At 74.4% G+C, this 15,634-nt stretch carries 14 protein-coding genes; 1 reads left to right on the forward strand and 13 read right to left on the reverse strand.

What is annotated here, in order from left to right:
• Positions 1-4: 4 nt before the first annotated feature.
• The 4 genes from smc to ACIQVD_RS31145 form a co-directional block, all read right to left on the reverse strand.
• Positions 5-3,736 carry a chromosome segregation protein SMC gene (gene smc / locus ACIQVD_RS31130; protein WP_402292419.1) on the reverse strand — a complete coding sequence of 1,244 codons (3,732 nt, stop codon included), beginning with the start codon at positions 3,734-3,736 and terminating at the stop codon, positions 5-7.
• Between the two features lie 246 nt (positions 3,737-3,982).
• The gene (locus ACIQVD_RS31135) at positions 3,983-4,186 is read right to left on the reverse strand and encodes a hypothetical protein (RefSeq protein WP_030458828.1); all 204 of its coding nucleotides are present in this window, start codon (positions 4,184-4,186) and stop codon (positions 3,983-3,985) included.
• Between the two features lie 381 nt (positions 4,187-4,567).
• The gene (locus tag ACIQVD_RS31140; protein ID WP_282202624.1) at positions 4,568-4,861 is read right to left on the reverse strand and encodes an acylphosphatase; all 294 of its coding nucleotides are present in this window, start codon (positions 4,859-4,861) and stop codon (positions 4,568-4,570) included.
• 200 nt (positions 4,862-5,061) lie between these two features.
• Positions 5,062-6,456, reverse strand: a complete 1,395-nt coding sequence (locus ACIQVD_RS31145) for a hypothetical protein (protein WP_402292420.1) — start codon at positions 6,454-6,456, stop codon at positions 5,062-5,064.
• A 206-nt stretch (positions 6,457-6,662) separates the two neighbouring features.
• Here ACIQVD_RS31145 and ACIQVD_RS31150 point away from each other — a divergent pair, with 206 nt between their 5' ends.
• A complete protein-coding gene (locus ACIQVD_RS31150; RefSeq protein ID WP_402292421.1) occupies positions 6,663-7,577 on the forward strand; it encodes a hypothetical protein in 915 nt (304 codons plus the stop codon).
• A 20-nt stretch (positions 7,578-7,597) separates the two neighbouring features.
• Here the strand turns inward: ACIQVD_RS31150 and mutM are convergent, their stop codons facing one another.
• The 9 genes from mutM to recG all read right to left on the reverse strand — a co-directional run bounded on the left by mutM (position 7,598) and on the right by recG (position 15,621).
• Positions 7,598-8,455, reverse strand: a complete 858-nt coding sequence (mutM, locus tag ACIQVD_RS31155; RefSeq protein ID WP_100836217.1) for a bifunctional DNA-formamidopyrimidine glycosylase/DNA-(apurinic or apyrimidinic site) lyase — start codon at positions 8,453-8,455, stop codon at positions 7,598-7,600.
• A 13-nt stretch (positions 8,456-8,468) separates the two neighbouring features.
• Positions 8,469-9,263 carry a ribonuclease III gene (rnc, locus tag ACIQVD_RS31160; RefSeq protein WP_100836218.1) on the reverse strand — a complete coding sequence of 265 codons (795 nt, stop codon included), beginning with the start codon at positions 9,261-9,263 and terminating at the stop codon, positions 8,469-8,471.
• A gap of 20 nt (positions 9,264-9,283) precedes the next feature.
• Positions 9,284-9,457: a 50S ribosomal protein L32 gene (gene rpmF, locus ACIQVD_RS31165; RefSeq protein ID WP_035866499.1), complete on the reverse strand. Its 174-nt coding sequence runs from the start codon at positions 9,455-9,457 to the stop codon at positions 9,284-9,286.
• A 49-nt stretch (positions 9,458-9,506) separates the two neighbouring features.
• Entirely contained in the window at positions 9,507-10,100 is a 594-nt protein-coding gene (locus tag ACIQVD_RS31170; RefSeq protein ID WP_100590044.1) for a DUF177 domain-containing protein, read from the reverse strand.
• Positions 10,101-10,257: 157 nt separating this feature from the next.
• Positions 10,258-11,433, reverse strand: a complete 1,176-nt coding sequence (locus ACIQVD_RS31175; protein WP_402292422.1) for an ATP synthase F0 subunit B — start codon at positions 11,431-11,433, stop codon at positions 10,258-10,260.
• Positions 11,434-11,564: 131 nt separating this feature from the next.
• Entirely contained in the window at positions 11,565-12,050 is a 486-nt protein-coding gene (coaD, locus tag ACIQVD_RS31180) for a pantetheine-phosphate adenylyltransferase (RefSeq protein ID WP_100836220.1), read from the reverse strand.
• Between the two features lie 32 nt (positions 12,051-12,082).
• Positions 12,083-12,667: a 16S rRNA (guanine(966)-N(2))-methyltransferase RsmD gene (gene rsmD, locus ACIQVD_RS31185; RefSeq protein ID WP_100836221.1), complete on the reverse strand. Its 585-nt coding sequence runs from the start codon at positions 12,665-12,667 to the stop codon at positions 12,083-12,085.
• A gap of 99 nt (positions 12,668-12,766) precedes the next feature.
• On the reverse strand, positions 12,767-13,276 hold the full coding sequence (locus ACIQVD_RS31190) for a hypothetical protein (RefSeq protein ID WP_402292423.1): 510 nt from the start codon (positions 13,274-13,276) through the stop codon (positions 12,767-12,769).
• A 128-nt stretch (positions 13,277-13,404) separates the two neighbouring features.
• Positions 13,405-15,621, reverse strand: coding sequence for an ATP-dependent DNA helicase RecG (recG, locus tag ACIQVD_RS31195; protein ID WP_400692715.1), 2,217 nt, complete (start codon positions 15,619-15,621; stop codon positions 13,405-13,407).
• Positions 15,622-15,634: the final 13 nt, after the last annotated feature.

Raw genomic sequence — 15,634 nt, forward strand, 5'->3', positions numbered from 1 at the left:
GCGCCTATGCCGGGCCCGGTTCCGCGGGTTCCAGCGCTGTCCTGTGCCCCTGCTCGGCCTGCTGCGACCGCTCCGTCGGCTCCGCCTGCCGCGGTGGCCGTGCCTGCCTCCCCGGTTCGGGTACCCGCAGCCGCTGGCTGATCACCTGGGAGATGCCGTCGCCCTTCATGGTGACGCCGTACAGGGCGTCGGCGGACTCCATGGTGAGCTTCTGGTGGGTGATGACGATCAGCTGGGAGCTCTCCCGCAGCTCCTCCATGATCCCGACCAGCCGCCGCAGGTTGGTCTCGTCGAGCGCGGCCTCGACCTCGTCCATGACGTAGAACGGGCTGGGCCGGGCCTTGAAGATCGACACCAGCAGGGCGACGGCGGTGAGCGAGCGCTCGCCGCCGGAGAGCAGCGAGAGCCGTCTGACCTTCTTGCCGGGCGGGCGGGCCTCGACCTCGACGCCGGTGGTGAGCATGTTCTCCGGGTCGGTGAGCAGCAGCCGGCCCTCGCCGCCGGGGAACAGCCGGGCGAAGACGCCCTCGAACTGGGCGGCGGTGTCGCGGTACGCGGCGGTGAACAGCTGCTCGACCCGGGTGTCGACGTCGCGGACGATGTCCATCAGGTCGCGGCGGCTCCTGCGCAGGTCGTCGAGCTGTTCGCCGAGGAAGCGGTGCCTGGCCTCCAGGGCGGCGAACTCCTCCAGCGCGAGCGGGTTGACCTTGCCGAGCTGCTGGTGGGCGCGTTCGGCGGCCCTGAGCCGCCGCTCGACCTCGGCGCGGACGTAGCGGACGGGCGCTCCGGGCTCGGCCGGCTCGCCGGACGCACCGGACGCGCCGGGTTCGCCGGGTTCCCGGCCGTCCTCGGGCGGCGGGGCGGGGACGGGCTGGTCGGGGCCGTAGCCGGCCAGCAGGTCGCCGGCCTCGATGCCGAACTCCTCCAGCGCCCGGGCCTCCAGCTGTTCGATCCGCAGCCGCTTCTCGGCGCGCAGCACCTCGTCGCGGTGGCCGGCGTCGACCAGCCGGTCGCGTTCGGCCTTGAGGACGCGGCCGTGCTCGCGGAACTGCCGCAGTTCGGCCTCGCGGGCGGTGCGGTCGGCCTCGACGGCGGCGCGTCCGGCCTCGGCGGCGGCGAGCGTCTCCTCGATCCGGCCGAGCAGTCGGCGGGCGCCGGTGGCGACGGCGGTGGCGGTGGCGGCTTCCCGGCGGGCGCGTTCGCGGCGTTCGGCGGCGCGGGCGCGGGCCTCGCGTTCGGCGCGGGCGGCCCGGTCGAGCTGGTCGGCGCGTCCGGCGAGGGCGCGGACGCGCTCCTCGTGGGTGCGGACGGCGAGCCGGGACTCCGTCTCGGTCTGCCGGGCGGCGGAGGCGGCGGCGGCGAGCCGGTCGCGTTCGGCGGGGTCGGGTTCGTCCTCGCCGGCGTCGGCGAGTTCCTCGGCGGCGGCGAGGCGTTCGGCGAGTTCCTCGGCGGCGGCGCGGGCCTCGGCGAGGCCGCTGTCGGCCTTGGCGGCGGCGGTGGCGGCGCGGTCGGCCTCGTCCGCGGCGGCCCGGGCGGCGCCGCCGGAGCGGCCGAGGGCGCCGGCGCGGTCGGCCCGGCGCCGCTCGTCCTGGCGGCGCAGCGCGGTCGTCCGTTCGACCTCGGCGGCGAGTTCGGCGCGCCGTTCGCGGGCGGCGGCGAGTTCCTCGGCAGCTCCGGCGCAGCGGGTGTCGAGCTCCGCGATGCCGCGGGCGGCCTCGGCGACGGCGGCCCGGGTCTCCAGCGGGCTGGGCGCGCCGGGCGAGCCGCCGTGGGCGAGGGCGGCGGAGAGCAGGTCGCCGTCCCGGGTGACGGCGCTCCAGCCGGGGTGGCGGTCGGTCAGCCGCCGGGCGGCGGCGAGGTCCGCGACCACGGCGGTGCGGGCCAGCACCCGCCGGGCGGCGGCGGCCACCGCGTCCGGTCCGCCGACCAGTTCCCCGGCCCGGCGGGCGCCCGCGGGCAGGCGCTCGGTGTCGGCCCCGACCGCCCCGGTCGCCCCGGCGGCCGCGTCGGCCCCGGCGGCTCCCGCGCCCGCGTCGGCGATCAGCAGCGCGGCCCGGCCGCCGTCCTCGGCGCGCAGCCAGGCCAGCGCCTCGGTGGCGGTCCCGGCGTCGGGGACGGCGACGGCCTCGGCGGCGGGGCCGAGCGCGGCGGCCACCGCGAGTTCGAACCCGGGGGCGACGGTGAGGAGTTCGGCGGCGGGGCCGAGTACGCCGGGGCGGCCGAGCAGGGCGGCGCTGCCGTCCTTGCGGCGCAGGCCGAGGGCGAGCGCGTCGTGCCGGGCGGTGAGCGCGGCGCGTTCCCGCTCGGCGGCGGTGAGCGCCTCGCGGGCGGCCGAGACCGCGTGCTCGGCGTCCCGGAGGGACTCCCGGGCCAGCTGGTGGAGTTCCTCGCCGCGCTCCTCCCCCGCGGTGCTCTCCTCGTCCTGCGCGCGGAGCCGCCGGTGCTCCTCCCGGGCGGCGGCGGCGCGCAGCAGTGCCTCGTCGCGGGCGGTGGCGAGCCGTTCGGCCTCGGCCTCGGCGGCGGTGGCGCGGGAGCGGGCGGCGGCGGCCCGGCCCTGGAGCCGGGCGAGTCCTTCGCGCCGGTCGGCGATCGTCCGGGCGGCCTCCTTGAGCCGCGACTCCTCGTCGGCGAGGGCGCGTTCGAGTCCGGTGCGGTCCTCGACGGCCTCGGCCAGCGCGTCCTGGGCCTGTTCCAGGGCGGCTTCCAGGGCGGCCTCCTCCGCGCGGACCCGGGCGGCCTCGCGCTCCAGGTCCTCCGGGTCGCGGCCGCGGCGCTCCTCCGGCTGTCCGGCGGTGGCGGCGCGGACCCGGGCCTCGGCGAGTCCGATGGTGCCGCGGGTGCGTTCGGCGAGCGAGGAGAGCCGGTACCAGGTCTGCCGGGCGGCCTCCAGCGCGGGCCCGAGCTGTTCGACCTGGGCCTCCAGGACGGCTTCGCGCTGGAGGGCGGCGGCGAGCTGCTGCTCGACGGTGGTGCGGCGCAGGCCCAGCGCGAGTTCGTCGGCGACCTCGGCCTCGACGGCGCGGCGCAGGGTGAGCAGGTCGTCGGCCAGCAGCCGCAGCCGGGCGTCGCGCAGTTCGGCCTGGATGCCGGCGGCGCGCCGGGCGATCTTCGCCTGGCGGCCCAGCGGGCCGAGCTGGCGGCGCAGTTCGGCGACCAGGTCCTGGACCCGGCTGAGGTTGGTCTGCATCGCGTCGAGCTTCCGCAGCGCCTTCTCCTTGCGCTTGCGGTGCTTGAGGACGCCGGCCGCCTCCTCGATGAAGGCGCGCCGCCCCATCGGGTCGGCGTGCAGCACGGAGTCGAGCTGCCCCTGGCCGACGATGACGTGCATCTCGCGGCCGATGCCGGAGTCGGAGAGCAGTTCCTGGATGTCGAGCAGCCGGCAGACGGTGCCGTTGAGCGCGTACTCGCTGCCGCCGTTGCGGAACATCGTCCGGGTGATGGTGACTTCGGTGTAGTCGATCGGCAGGGCGCCGTCGGTGTTGTCGATGGTGAGGCTGACCTCGGCGCGGCCGAGCGGGGGGCGTCCGCTGGTGCCGGCGAAGATGACGTCCTCCATCTTGCCGCCGCGCAGCGACTTGGCGCCCTGTTCGCCCATCACCCAGGAGAGCGCGTCGACGACGTTGGACTTGCCGGAGCCGTTGGGGCCGACCACGCAGGTGATGCCGGGCTCGAAGCGCAGGGTGGTCGCCGAGGCGAAGGACTTGAACCCGCGCAGGGTCAGGCTCTTGAGGTGCACCCGACCGTCCTCCTCGCCGTGCCGCCGGCCGCGGCCGCGGCCCACCGCTGGCGACTGTATCCGGCCGGGGTGCCGCCGGGCCCTCAGGCGGTGGTTTGGGCACGTCGCGGGTCGGGCACTCTCCCAGCGAGGGAACCGCCGTGAGCACGACGAAGGGACGTCCGCTCGGACGTCCCTTGTAGGCTGCCGCCCCCTGGTGGGGGAAGCTCAGTGCACGACTGCGTCGATCGCGAGGACCACGAACGATCAGGTCAGGGCCGGCTCGCGCTGGTCCAGGTCGATGCTGCTGAGCAGCGAGTGCTCGTCGGCGACGGCGGACAGCGCGTCGTTCTCGGCCTGGAGCTTGACCAGCTCGTTCTCCAGGTCCTGGACGCGCTGCTGCAGCCGTCGCATCTCGGAGAGCATTCGCGGGTCGGGGCCGCCGACGTACCCGAGAAGCGCCTTTGCCATGATGTGTGGTCCTCCACGCTGAGTGACCGAACCGTGTACGGTAGGTCTTGGGGGAAGGGATACGCACGCGCCTGCGCGCCGGACGTGCTGGCTGGGCACTACGAGGGCATCCGCTGGTGAGTGGCACACTCACAGGCGGGGCCCCGCCGGTTAAACGCAAACCTGTGCGCGGGTTTCCAGCGTCTCACCAAAGACCGTACGGGTCAACACGATCACCGCACGCTACCGCGCCCCTGTCACCTGCATGGCGGGAACCTCACACCATCGGCCGGGCTAGTGGATCACTACGTCTGCGGAGTCAACCACGAGTCCGCCCCGAAGGCAACCCCGTGACACCGGCAGTTGCCGGGGGCTCTCCTCCCGCCGGCAACTGCGGTGTGCTCATCGGATCGCGAAGCCCTGGTACCCGTCGCCCACGGCGGTCCAGATCTCGGTGACCCCACTGACCTGACCAGGCGTTCCGGGCCCGCGCAGCGCGGCGAGCAGCCGCTCGCAGTCGGCGCGCGACCCCTCGGCGACCACCTGGACGCGGCCGTCCCCGAGGTTGCTCGTGTAGCCCGTCAGCCCGATCTCCAGGGCCCTGGCCCTGGTCCACCAGCGGAACCCCACCTGCTGGACGCGCCCGCGCACCCAGATGGTGGCCCGGACGGATCGGCGGCTGTCGTGACCTTGCATGTGTCCGACCATAGTCGGGCACTCCGGGGGCGCTCGGAACGGGCTTCACGCCCCTTCCACCGACCCTCCCCACCCCTGCGGCGGCCCTCGCTCCACCGACACAGCACCGTCGGCCGCCCCCGGAACGCGGACGGCCCCCGTCCCGTCCGAGGACGGGGCCGGGGGCCGGGGGCCGTTCGCAGGGCCGGGGCCGACCGGGGTCAGTCGCCGAAGCTCCCGAAGTCGCCGCCGCCGCCGAAGTCCCCGCCGCCGTCGAAACCGCCGCCCCCGTCGAAGCCGCCGCCGTCGCCGTCGCCGAAGTCGTTGCCGAAGTCGGAGGGGTCGAAGTCGGCGCCCGAGTACTCGCCGGCGTCCGCGCCGCCGTTGTCGTCGTACCCGCCGCCGCCGTCGCCGTGGCCGCCCGCGTAGGCGTAGCCCGGCGTGGAGAGCGCCGAGCCGAGCATGGTGCCGACCAGCAGGCCGGGCAGCATGCCGCCGCCGAAGTAGCCGCCCGCCCACGGGCTGTAGGCGGGGCCGGCGTTCCAGTACGGCTGGTGGCCGTGCTCGGTCTCCACGGTGCGCACCGCCGGGTCCTGGCCGAGCGAGATCCGGGCCGCGTCGTCGGCGCAGGCCGGGACGGAGCGCGGGGCGCCGCCCTCCGGGGCCCAGGTCACGTCGGTGGTGGACGGGCCGTGCCGCGGGTCGAAGAAGCACGGGACGCGGCGCTCGGGCAGCGGGCGGCCCTCGCGGCGGGCGGCCAGGGTGGCCAGCGCGAACCGGCCCTGCTCCAGCGCCTCGGTCACCGGGCGGACGTCCTCGGGCCCCTTCGCCTCGTCCATGGTGCGCTTGGCCAGGTCGTAGGAGTCCAGCGCACTGGTGTAGTCGGCGCGCTGGGCGTCGTCCGCGCCGGGCGCGCCGGGGCTGAAGTCGAGCCGGTCGAGCTCCTCGCCGAACGCGGTGATGTCCTCGTCCACCACGGTGCGCAGCTGGGCGAGTTCGGCCCGGGCCCGCTCCTCCTTGCGCTTCCTGGCGCGGCGGAACAGCAGGAAGACGCCGACGCCGAGCAGCACGATCAGCAGGACCGGGATCAGGACCCAGGCGATCGAGGTGCTGTGCTGCGGGCCCTCGCCCTTGGTCTGCTTGGCCGCCCCGTCGACGAACTCGGTCAGGGTGGCGTCGATGTCCTTGGGGTTCGAGCGGAACGCGGCGCCGGCGATCCGGTCGGTCGCGGCCTTGCTCAGCGCCTTGGCGTCGGAGTTGGCCTGGAACTGGTCGCCGCGCCAGATGCCGTAGACGCCGACGATGCCGACCTTGGTGCGGAGGTCGCCGAACAGGTTCTTCGTCGGGTAGGCGTCGCTGGCCGGCAGCACCGCGATGAAGATCGGCTTGTCGGCGTCCTTCAGCTTCTTCGCCAGCCTGTCCGCCTGGTCCTTGGAGAACCGGCTGCTCATCGACGGGTCGACGTAGACCTGGACCTTCTTCATGGAGTCGGCCGCGTCGTTCAGGCCGGACGCCGAGGCGGGCGCGGACAGTCCGAGCACCATCAGCAGACCGAGCAGCGCCGCCAGGACGGCGGCGGGCCCGGTGGCGCGGGAGCGGCGGAGCACAGTTCTCATACCCCAGACCGTACCGGTCCGGCGGTCCGGACCACGCCCTCCCCCGGTACCGTTCCCACCCCGGGACCGCCCCCTACTCCAGGGCGAGAAGGGCGCTCCGAACCCCCGCCGACCGGCCGGAGTTGGGGCCGCGCGGCCCGCGCGGGGCGTCCGAGCGGGCATAGTGGAGACGATCTTCCCGCACCACCCCCGACAGGAGCCCCCTGGTGATCCTCGGCCTCGTCACCGCCGTCGCGGCGTCCGCCTGCTACGGCACCGGGTCGGTGCTGCAGGCCCTCGGCGCCCGCCGCTCGGCCCGGCAGGAGGCGGCGGCCGGCGCCGTCACCGGACACGGCGGGCCGAGCCTGTCCTCGACCGCGAAGGCCGCCGTCACCTGGGAGTTCATCCTCGGCACGGTGCTGGACTTCGTCGGCTTCGGCCTCGGCGCGCTGGCCGCCCGGCTGCTGCCGCTGTTCCTGTCGCAGACCATCATCAGCGCCAACCTGGTGATCACCGCGGTGCTCTCGGTCCGGCTGCTGGGCCTGCGGCTGCGCCGGGCGGAGTGGCTGTCGATCGGCGTCCTGTGCGGCGCGCTGGTGCTGCTCGCGGTGGCCGCCGGGCCGGAGGGCGGGCACGAGGCGGCCCGGGCCTTCCACTGGGCGCTGCTGATCGGCTCCGCGGTGCTGATCGCGGGCGGCTCGCTGGTCGTGCGCCGGCTCGGGTCCGGCGGGGCGATCGTCGCGGGCCTGCTCTCCGGCCTGGGCTTCGGCGCGCTGGGCATCGGCGTGCGCGTCCTGGACGGCGTGCAGCCCTTCGCGCTCGGCGCGCTGCTCGCCGACCCGGCCCTGTACGCCGTCCTGGTGGGCGGCCTGGGCGGGATGTACCTGCACACCGTCGCCCTGCAGGTCGGGTCGGTGAACGGCGCGACCGCCGCCCTGGTGGTCGGCGAGACGGTCGTCCCCGGCGCGGTGGGCGTCCTCTGGCTCGGCGACTCCTCCCGCGCCGGGCTGGGCTGGCTGGCCGTCCTCGGCTTCCTCCTCGCCGTGGTCAGCGCCGTCGGCGTGGCCTGCTTCGGCGAGGAGGGCGGCGCCCTGCAGGCGGCCGCGGAGGAGGAGAAGGCCCCCGCCGGGAGGGCGGACTGACCCGGGGCCGCGACCTGCGGTCAGCGGCGGGGCGGGCGCTGGCAGGTGGGGCAGGAGTAGCTGGAGCGGTTCATCCAGGCGTCCCGGCGCATCGCCGTGCCGCAGCGGCGGCAGGGCCGGCCCTCGCGGCCGTAGGCGTCGAGGTCGCGGGAGAAGTAGCCGCTCTCGCCGTTGACGTTGACGTACATCGAGTCGAAGCTCGTCCCGCCGACGGCCAGCGCGGCCGTCATCACGTCCCGGGCGTGGCCGAGCAGTTCCAGGGCGGCGGGGCGGGTCAGCGTGCCGGTGGGGCGGTCGTAGTGCAGGCGGCTGCGCCACAGCGCCTCGTCGGCGTAGATGTTGCCGACGCCGCTGATCAGGGTCTGGTCGAGCAGGGCGCGCTTGACGGTGGTGCGCTTGGCCCGCAGGGCGGCGGCGAAGGCGGCGTCGTCGAAGCGCGGGTCGAGCGGGTCGCGGGCGATGTGGGCGAGCGAGACGGGGGTGGCCTCGGGGTCGTCGGCCTCGGCCTCCTCGACGGCCAGGCCGCCGAAGGTGCGCTGGTCGACGAAGCGCAGCTCGGTGCCGCCGTCGGCGAACCTGAGCCGGGCCCGCAGGTGCACGGACTCGGCCATCTCCGGTTCCTGGATCAGGAGTTGGCCGCTCATGCCGAGGTGCCCGACCATCGAGAGGCCGTCGCCGAGCGGCACCCACAGGTACTTGCCGCGGCGCTGCGGCTCACCGAGGGTGCGGCCGCGCAGCAGGGCGGTGAACTCGTCGGCGCCACCCGCCTGCCGGCGCACGGCGCGCGGGTGCAGCACCTGGACGTCAGCGACGGTGCGCCCGGCGGCCCAGCGGGCCAGTCCCCGGCGGACCACCTCGACCTCGGGCAGCTCGGGCACGTCGGACCGCCGGTCAGACGGTCGCGGCGGCGGCGCCGTCGGGCCGGTCGGCTTCGCGCTCGGCCTTGATCGCGCGCCAGGCGGACTCGGCGGCCTTCTGCTCGGCTTCCTTCTTCGAGCGACCGCTGCCGGAGCCGTAGTCCTGGCCGGCCACCCGGGCGGCGGCGGTGAAGGTCTTCTCGTGGTCCGGGCCGGACTCGGTGACCACGTACTCGGGGACGCCGATGCCGACGGCGGCGGTGAGCTCCTGGAGGCTGGTCTTCCAGTCGAGCCCGGCGCCGAGCTGCGCGGACTCCGCGATCAGCGGGTCGAACAGGCGGTGGACGAACTCGGTCGCCGCCTCCAGTCCCTGGTCCAGGTAGGTGGCGCCGATCACGGCCTCGACGGTGTCCGCGAGGATCGACGACTTGTCGCGGCCGCCGGTGCCCTCCTCGCCCTTGCCGAGCCGGATGAAGGCCCCGAGGTCCAGGCCGCGGCCGACCTCGGCGAGCGCGCGGGAGTTGACCACCGCGGCGCGGAGTTTGGCGAGCGTCCCCTCGGCGACCTCCGGGTGGAGGCGGTAGAGGGTGTCGGTCACCACCAGGCCCAGCACCGAGTCGCCGAGGAACTCCAGGCGCTCGTTGGTGGGCAGCCCGCCGTTCTCGTACGCGTACGAGCGGTGGGTCAGGGCGCGCACCAGAAGGGCGCGCTCGAGCGTGTACCCGAGGCGCCCTTCCAGGACGTCGTATTCGGTCGAGGCCGGCCCACCGCCCTTGCCCCCGTTGGTCCCGGGGTTCGGCTTGCGGGAGGAACTGCCAGTGTCCGACATCGATCCGTGCACCCCGCCGATCAGACCGAGAGGACCTGGCGACGGTTGTACGTGCCGCAGCTCGGGCACGCGATGTGCGCGAGCTTCGGCTCGTGGCAGCGGTCGCACGCGACGAGCGCGGGCACGACGGCCTTCCAGTTGGAACGGCGGTGACGCGTGTTGCTGCGCGACATCTTCCGCTTCGGAACAGCCACGGTAAATCTCCTGGTTCTACGGCGAGGCCCTCACGGGCAGCGCTGTGTCTTATTCCTCGTCACCCTCGTCGCCGGGGGCGGCGGAGAGTCCCTGCAGGGCCGCCCACCTGGGGTCGGCGGCGTCGTGGTGGTGCGACGGGTCGTCGCTCAGGCGGGCCCCGCACTCGGAGCACAGACCCAGGCAGTCGTCCTGGCACACCGGCTGCAGCGGCAGTGCGAGCACCACCGCGTCACGCAGCACCGGCTGGAGGTCGAACAGGTCGCCCTCCAGGCGGTAAGTCTCGTCCTCGGACTCCTCGTCGAAGTCGTCCCCCGCGATCGCGCGGTGACGCTCCTCGGACTCCGGGTAGTAGTACAGCTCCTGGAAGTCGACCTCCAGGTCGTCCTCCAGGGGCTCCAGGCAGCGGGAGCACTCGCCGGTGACGTGGGCCTCGGCGGTGCCGGTGACCAGCACGCCCTCGACCACCGACTCCAGGCGGAGCTCCAGCTTGATCTCGCTCTTCTCGGGAACGCCGATCACGTCCGCGACGCCGAGCTCCGCCGGGGCCTCCAGGGTGCGGGAGACCTTGCGCAGCGATCCCGGGCGACGGCCGAGCTCGTGCGTGTCGAACACGAGGGGGTCGCGGTGGTCGAGGCGGTTCAAGGTTTCCTGACTTCCTGGCGGCGGCACGCATCCCTGCGTGGCGCGGATTTTCGGCTCCTACGGCGCGCGGCCCGGATGCGGGCGCACGGCGAACCCGGCGCGAACAGGCCGGAGTGGTCAGACTACCGGAGAGTCCGCGCCGAACCCAACTCGCCCCTCATCGGCCGCCGAGCTCCCGCAGCCTGGTCATGTCGATCATGCTGGTGTCGAAGAAGCTGGTCTCGTCCAGCCCGCCCTGCTGCTGCGGCGGCTGCGCGGGCGGCTGCGGCGGCTGCTGGGTGTGCTGCTGGTAGCCGTACGGGTCGGCGGGCAGCGGGTTGCCCCACTGGTCGAAGCCCTGCGGCTGCTGGTACTGCGGCTGCTGCTGGTAGTACGGGTCTACCGGCTGCTGCTGCCCGTAGGGCTGGCCGTACGGGTCGGTCTGCGGGGCCGCCGCCGGGTCGTAGCCGCCGTAGACCTCGGCGTACTGCGGGGCCTGCGGCTGGGCGAGGGGGCCCCCCCAGCCGGGGGCCGGGGGAGGGTCCTCGCCGGGCTGCTGCCAGCCGGCCGCGGCCGGGGTCTGCTCGGGCCAGGACTGCTGCTGCGGGACGTCCGCGTACCAGCTCTGCTGCTCGCCCTCGTCGGAGAAGCCGGCCGCCACCGCCTCGGCGCGGTCCTTGAGCTGCTGGGCCTCGTCGGCGGCGGCCAGGTAGGCGCCCAGCTCGTCGATCGGGGCCTTGCCGAGCAGCTTGTCGCGGCCCTTGCCGACCGCCTCCAGGGTGGCGGAGAGCACCGCCTCCAGGGTGGCCAGCTTCACGTCGACGTACTCGTCGGCCTCCGGGCTGGGGCTGATCCGCGGCCGGAACTCCTCGCCGTCCTCGGCGCCCTCCGCCTCCGGCTCGTACACGCCGGACTCGCCGCGCAGCTTGTGCCGGCCGCGGCCGACCGCGCCGAGCGTCTTGGTGAGCACCACCTCGAAGTTGGCCAGCTTGGAGTCGACGTAGTCGTCGGCCTCGGCGAGCTTGGCCTGCACCTCGGCGCGCGCCTCGGCCAGCACCCGGTCCGCCTCGGCCTGCGCCTGCCGGACCACCTCGGTGTCGGAGATCAGCGAGCCGCGCTCGTCGTGCGCGCCCCGGATGATCTGGTCGGCCTGGGCCCGGGCGTCGGCCACCATCTGCTGGTGGTCCGCCACCACCGACTGCGCCTGGGCGAGTTCCGCGGGCATCGCCCCGCGCAGGTCGCGGAGCAGTCCGGTCAACTCGGCACGGTTGACCACGCAGGACGACGACATCGGCATCGCCTTCGCCTTCTCGACCACGGCGATGATCTCGTCGAGTTTCTGCTGCACGTCCACGGGCGTCTTCAGTCTTTCCGTGTGCCGCCGAAGTGCGGCGGAGGCAGTGCTCCGGAAGCCGCTGGCTGCGGCCCCGGGGCCGGGGGTATCAAGACTGTACGGCCACCGGCCCCGCCGCTCACAACGCCGGTTCAGTCCCGGCGTTCGGCGATCCGCTCGACCAGCCGCCGGTGCACCGTCGCGGGCAGCAGGTGCGAGACGTCGCCGCCCAGCGAGGCGACTTCCTTGACCAGGCTGGAGGAGAGGAAGCTGTACGTCGGCGAGGTCGGCACGAACAGCGTCTCGACGCCGGTCAGCCCGTGGTTCATCTGGGCCATCTGCAGCTCGTAGTCGAAGTCGCCGGCCGCCCGCAGGCCCTTGATGATCGCCGGGATGCCGCGCTCGCGGCAGAAGTCCACCAGCAGGCCGCTGTGCGACTCCACCTCGATGTTGCCCAGGTGGGCGGTGGTCTCCGCGATCAGGGCGATCCGCTCGTCGATGGTGAACATGCCCTGCTTGTTGCGGTTGATCAGCACCGCCACGTGCACCACGTCGTACAGCTTCGAGGCCCGCTCGATGATGTCGAGGTGTCCGTTGGTGATGGGGTCGAAGGACCCCGGACAGACGGCGCGGCGCATGCGTGTGCTCCCTTGTGGGGCGTGGTGTTCTGCTACGAGTCTCGATCAGCCCCGGCAGCGGCGCGACCGTACCAGAGCGTGCCCTCGCCGTACTTGCGCGAGCGCAGCCCCTCGAAGCCGTCCGGCCAGCCGAACTCGCCGCCCCGGGTGCTGCGTTCCACGGTGACGAGAACGTGCTCGGACAGCCAGCCCCCCGAGCGGAGTGTGACCAGCGTCTCCCGCAGGACGGCGTCCTCCACCGCGTACGGCGGGTCCAGGAACACCAGGTCGTAGGGCTCGGCCGGCGGCGGCCCGGCGACCACCTTCTCGGCCTTCTCCGCCCGCACCTCGGCGCCGGGCAGCCCCAGCGTCCGGACGTTCTCCCGCACCGTCCGCACGGCGCTCGCGTCCGCCTCCACCAGCAGCGCGTGCGCCGCGCCGCGCGAGAGCGCCTCCAGCCCGACCGCGCCGCTGCCCGCGAACAGGTCCAGCATCCGGGCGCCGGCGATCGGCCCGAACAGCGCCTCGACGGTGGAGAACATCGCCTCCCGCGCCTTGTCGGACGTCGGGCGGGTGTTCCGGCCGGGCGGCACGGCGAGACGGCGGCCTCCGGCACGGCCGGCGATCACGCGAGGCATGGCGTTGGGTCCTTTGCGGGTGGGAGGGGCTGCGCGCCCGACCCTAGCCGACGGATCGGCCCCGGGCCGGGCGCGCGCCCGCTCGCTCCCCCGCTCCGGTCACTCGTTGGCGGCGGCGCCCAGCAGCGTCGGCGACGCGTAGCGCGACCAGGACAGGCAGCCGTCGGGCGGGCAGTACTCGGGGCGGCGCGGGTCGTGCCCGAGCTCGCGCAGCTTGGTGCGGACGGAGTCGGGCGTGCGGCCGTAGCGGGCGGCGATCCGGGCGATGGTCTCGCCCTCGTGGAACCGGCGGACCAGCTCCTCCTCGTGCTGCGGCACCCAGGGGGCGCCGTGGCCGGGGTAGAGCTCGCGCAGCACGTCCCGGTCGGGGATGGGCTCGGAGACGTCGGCGACGATGGCCAGCGCGCGCAGGGCGCGGTTGAGCGCGATGCGCAGGGAGGCGACGTCCTCCACCGGGAGGCGGAGCTTGCCGCTGGCGACCGGGTGGGCGGAGTCGCCCTCGCGCCAGCCGGTCAGGGTGAGGGTGACTTCGCGGTCGTCCTCGCTGGCGACCTCGATCCGGAAGACCTTGTCGCCGAGCGGGAGCTCGTTGAGGTGACGGAATGCCATGCAATGACCCCCAATTCTCGTGCCGGGGAAGCGACTTGGAGTGCTCCCCGAACAACTCCATTCTCTCCCGGGGCACTGACATCCGAGGGGTGCGAACAAGCCGTCCGCGAGGGGGCGGGCGGGCCGGTTCAGCCCTTCTCCAGGTACTCCGCGCGGTCCTCGTCGAGCAGGCTCTCCAGCGCGGTGCGCAGCTCGGGGTGGGCGGCGAGCGCGGGGTCGGCGGCGACCAGCCGGGTGGCCTCGGCCCGGGCGGTGGCGATGACGTCCTCGTCCTCCAGCACCGAGAGCACCTTGAGCGAGGACTTCACGCCGGACTGGGCCTGGCCGAGCACGTCGCCCTCGCGGCGCTGTTCGAGGTCGATCCGGGAGAGCGCGAAGCCGTCCAGGGTGCCGGCCACCGCGTCGAGGCGGGCCCGGGCGGCGCTGGCCGCGGGCATGTCGCTGACCAGCAGGCAGAGCCCGGCGGCGGCGCCGCGGCCGACCCGGCCGCGGAGCTGGTGCAGCTGGGAGACGCCGAACCGGTCGGCGTCCATGATCACCATGACGGTGGAGTTCGGCACGTTGACGCCGACCTCGATGACGGTGGTGGCGACCAGCACGTCCACCTCGCCGGCCGCGAAGCGGCGCATCACGTCGTCCTTGGCGTCGGGGGCGAGCCGGCCGTGCAGCACCTCGATCCGCAGCCCGGCCAGCGGGCCCTTCGCCAGCTTCTCGGCGGTCTCCACCACCGCCAGCGGGGGCCGCCGCTCCTCGGCGTCCGCGCCCCCGGCCGGGTCGTCGACCTCCTCGGGCTCGGCCGCCCCGCGCTTCTTCCTCCCCTTCTCCGGCTCCTCCTCGTCGCCGATCCGCGGGCAGACCACGTACGCCTGGTGGCCCTTGCCGACCTCCTCGCGGACCCGCTCCCAGGCCCGGGCGAGGAAGTTGGGCTTCTCCAGCGCGGGCACCACGTGGGTGGAGATCGGCGAGCGGCCGGAGGGCAGCTGGTCCAGGACGGAGGTCTCCAGGTCTCCGAAGACCGTCATCGCGACGGTGCGCGGGATCGGCGTGGCGGTCATCACCAGCAGGTGCGGGGGCTGCTCGCCCTTGGCCCGCAGCGCGTCGCGCTGCTCGACGCCGAAGCGGTGCTGCTCGTCGACCACCACCAGGCCGAGGTCGGCGAACTGCACCCGGTCCTCGATCAGGGCGTGCGTGCCGATCGCGATGCCGGCCTTGCCGGAGGCCATGTCGAGCAGCGCGCCGCGGCGGGCGGCGGCGCCCATCGAGCCGGTCAGCAGGGCGACCCGGGTGCCGATCTCGGAGCCGCCGATCATCCCGGCCTCGGCGAGGTCGCCCATCATCTCGACGATCGAGCGGTGGTGCTGCTGGGCGAGCACCTCGGTCGGGGCGAGCAGCACGGCCTGGCCGCCCGCGTCCACCACGGCGAGCATGGCGCGCAGCGCGACCAGGGTCTTGCCGGAGCCGACCTCGCCCTGGAGCAGCCGGTGCATGGGGTGGTCGGTGGCCAGGTCGGCGAAGATCTCGGCGCAGACCTTGCGCTGGCCGTCGGTGAGGGTGAACGGGAGCCGCCGGTCGAAGGCGTCCAGCACCCGGTCGGGGACGGGGCGGCGCGGGACGGCGGGCAGCGCGGAGTCGGCGGCCCGGCGCTGGGCGAGGGCGACCTGGAGGACGAACGCCTCGTCCCAGCGCAGCCGGTTCTGGGCGCGTTCCTTGTCGGCCTGGCCGTGCGGGCGGTGGATCAGCTCCAGCGCCTCGGGCAGCGGGATCAGGCCGTGCTCGGCGCGCAGCTCGGCGGGCAGCGGTTCGCCGACGTCGGCCAGGTGCTTGGTGAGGGCCAGCTCGACGCAGAGGGCGAGCTTCCAGCTGGGCAGCTGGGCGCTGGCCGGGTAGACCGGGATGAGCCGCCCGGCGAACTGCCGGGCCGCCGAGGAGCCCTCCTCCTCGTCGATCAACTGGTAGTCGGGCGAGGCGAGTTGGCGGCTTCGGTTGAACAGGCCGACCTTGCCCGCGAACAGGCCCTGCCGGCCGGGGCGGAGGTCCTTCTGCCGCCAGCCCTGGTTGAAGAACACCAGCGAGAGCTTCGAGCGGCCGTCGGTGACCACCACCTCCAGCCGGTCGCCCTTGCGGCCGCGGAACGGGATCAGGGTGACCTTCTCGATCCGGGCCAGCACCGTGACGTGCTCGTCCACCTCCAGCTCGTCCAGGCTGGTGAGCTGGCCGCGCTCGACGTACCGGCGCGGGTAGTGGTGCAGCAGGTCGCCGACCGTGCGCAGCTTGAGACTGTCGGCCAGCACCTTCGCGGTGCGGTCGCCGACCAGTTCCTTCAGTGGTTCATCGAGAGCGCCCATCGCCCCCATTTCA

It is taken from the genome of Kitasatospora sp. NPDC090308 (assembly GCF_044769485.1).
In the GTDB taxonomy this organism is placed as follows: Bacteria; Actinomycetota; Actinomycetes; order Streptomycetales; family Streptomycetaceae; genus Kitasatospora; species Kitasatospora fiedleri.

Excerpts from the sequence above, each read along its gene's own strand:
- rsmD (WP_100836221.1), bottom strand. The coding sequence starts at position 12,667 with ATGCCTCGCGTGATCGCCGGCCGTGCCGGAGGCCGCCGTCTCGCCGTG.
- recG (WP_400692715.1), bottom strand. The coding sequence starts at position 15,621 with ATGGGCGCTCTCGATGAACCACTGAAGGAACTGGTCGGCGACCGCACC.
- rnc (WP_100836218.1), bottom strand. The coding sequence starts at position 9,263 with ATGTCGGACACTGGCAGTTCCTCCCGCAAGCCGAACCCCGGGACCAAC.
- ACIQVD_RS31190 (WP_402292423.1), bottom strand. The coding sequence starts at position 13,276 with ATGGCATTCCGTCACCTCAACGAGCTCCCGCTCGGCGACAAGGTCTTC.
- coaD (WP_100836220.1), bottom strand. The coding sequence starts at position 12,050 with ATGCGCCGCGCCGTCTGTCCGGGGTCCTTCGACCCCATCACCAACGGA.
- ACIQVD_RS31140 (WP_282202624.1), bottom strand. The coding sequence starts at position 4,861 with ATGCAAGGTCACGACAGCCGCCGATCCGTCCGGGCCACCATCTGGGTG.
- ACIQVD_RS31145 (WP_402292420.1), bottom strand. The coding sequence starts at position 6,456 with ATGAGAACTGTGCTCCGCCGCTCCCGCGCCACCGGGCCCGCCGCCGTC.
- ACIQVD_RS31135 (WP_030458828.1), bottom strand. The coding sequence starts at position 4,186 with ATGGCAAAGGCGCTTCTCGGGTACGTCGGCGGCCCCGACCCGCGAATG.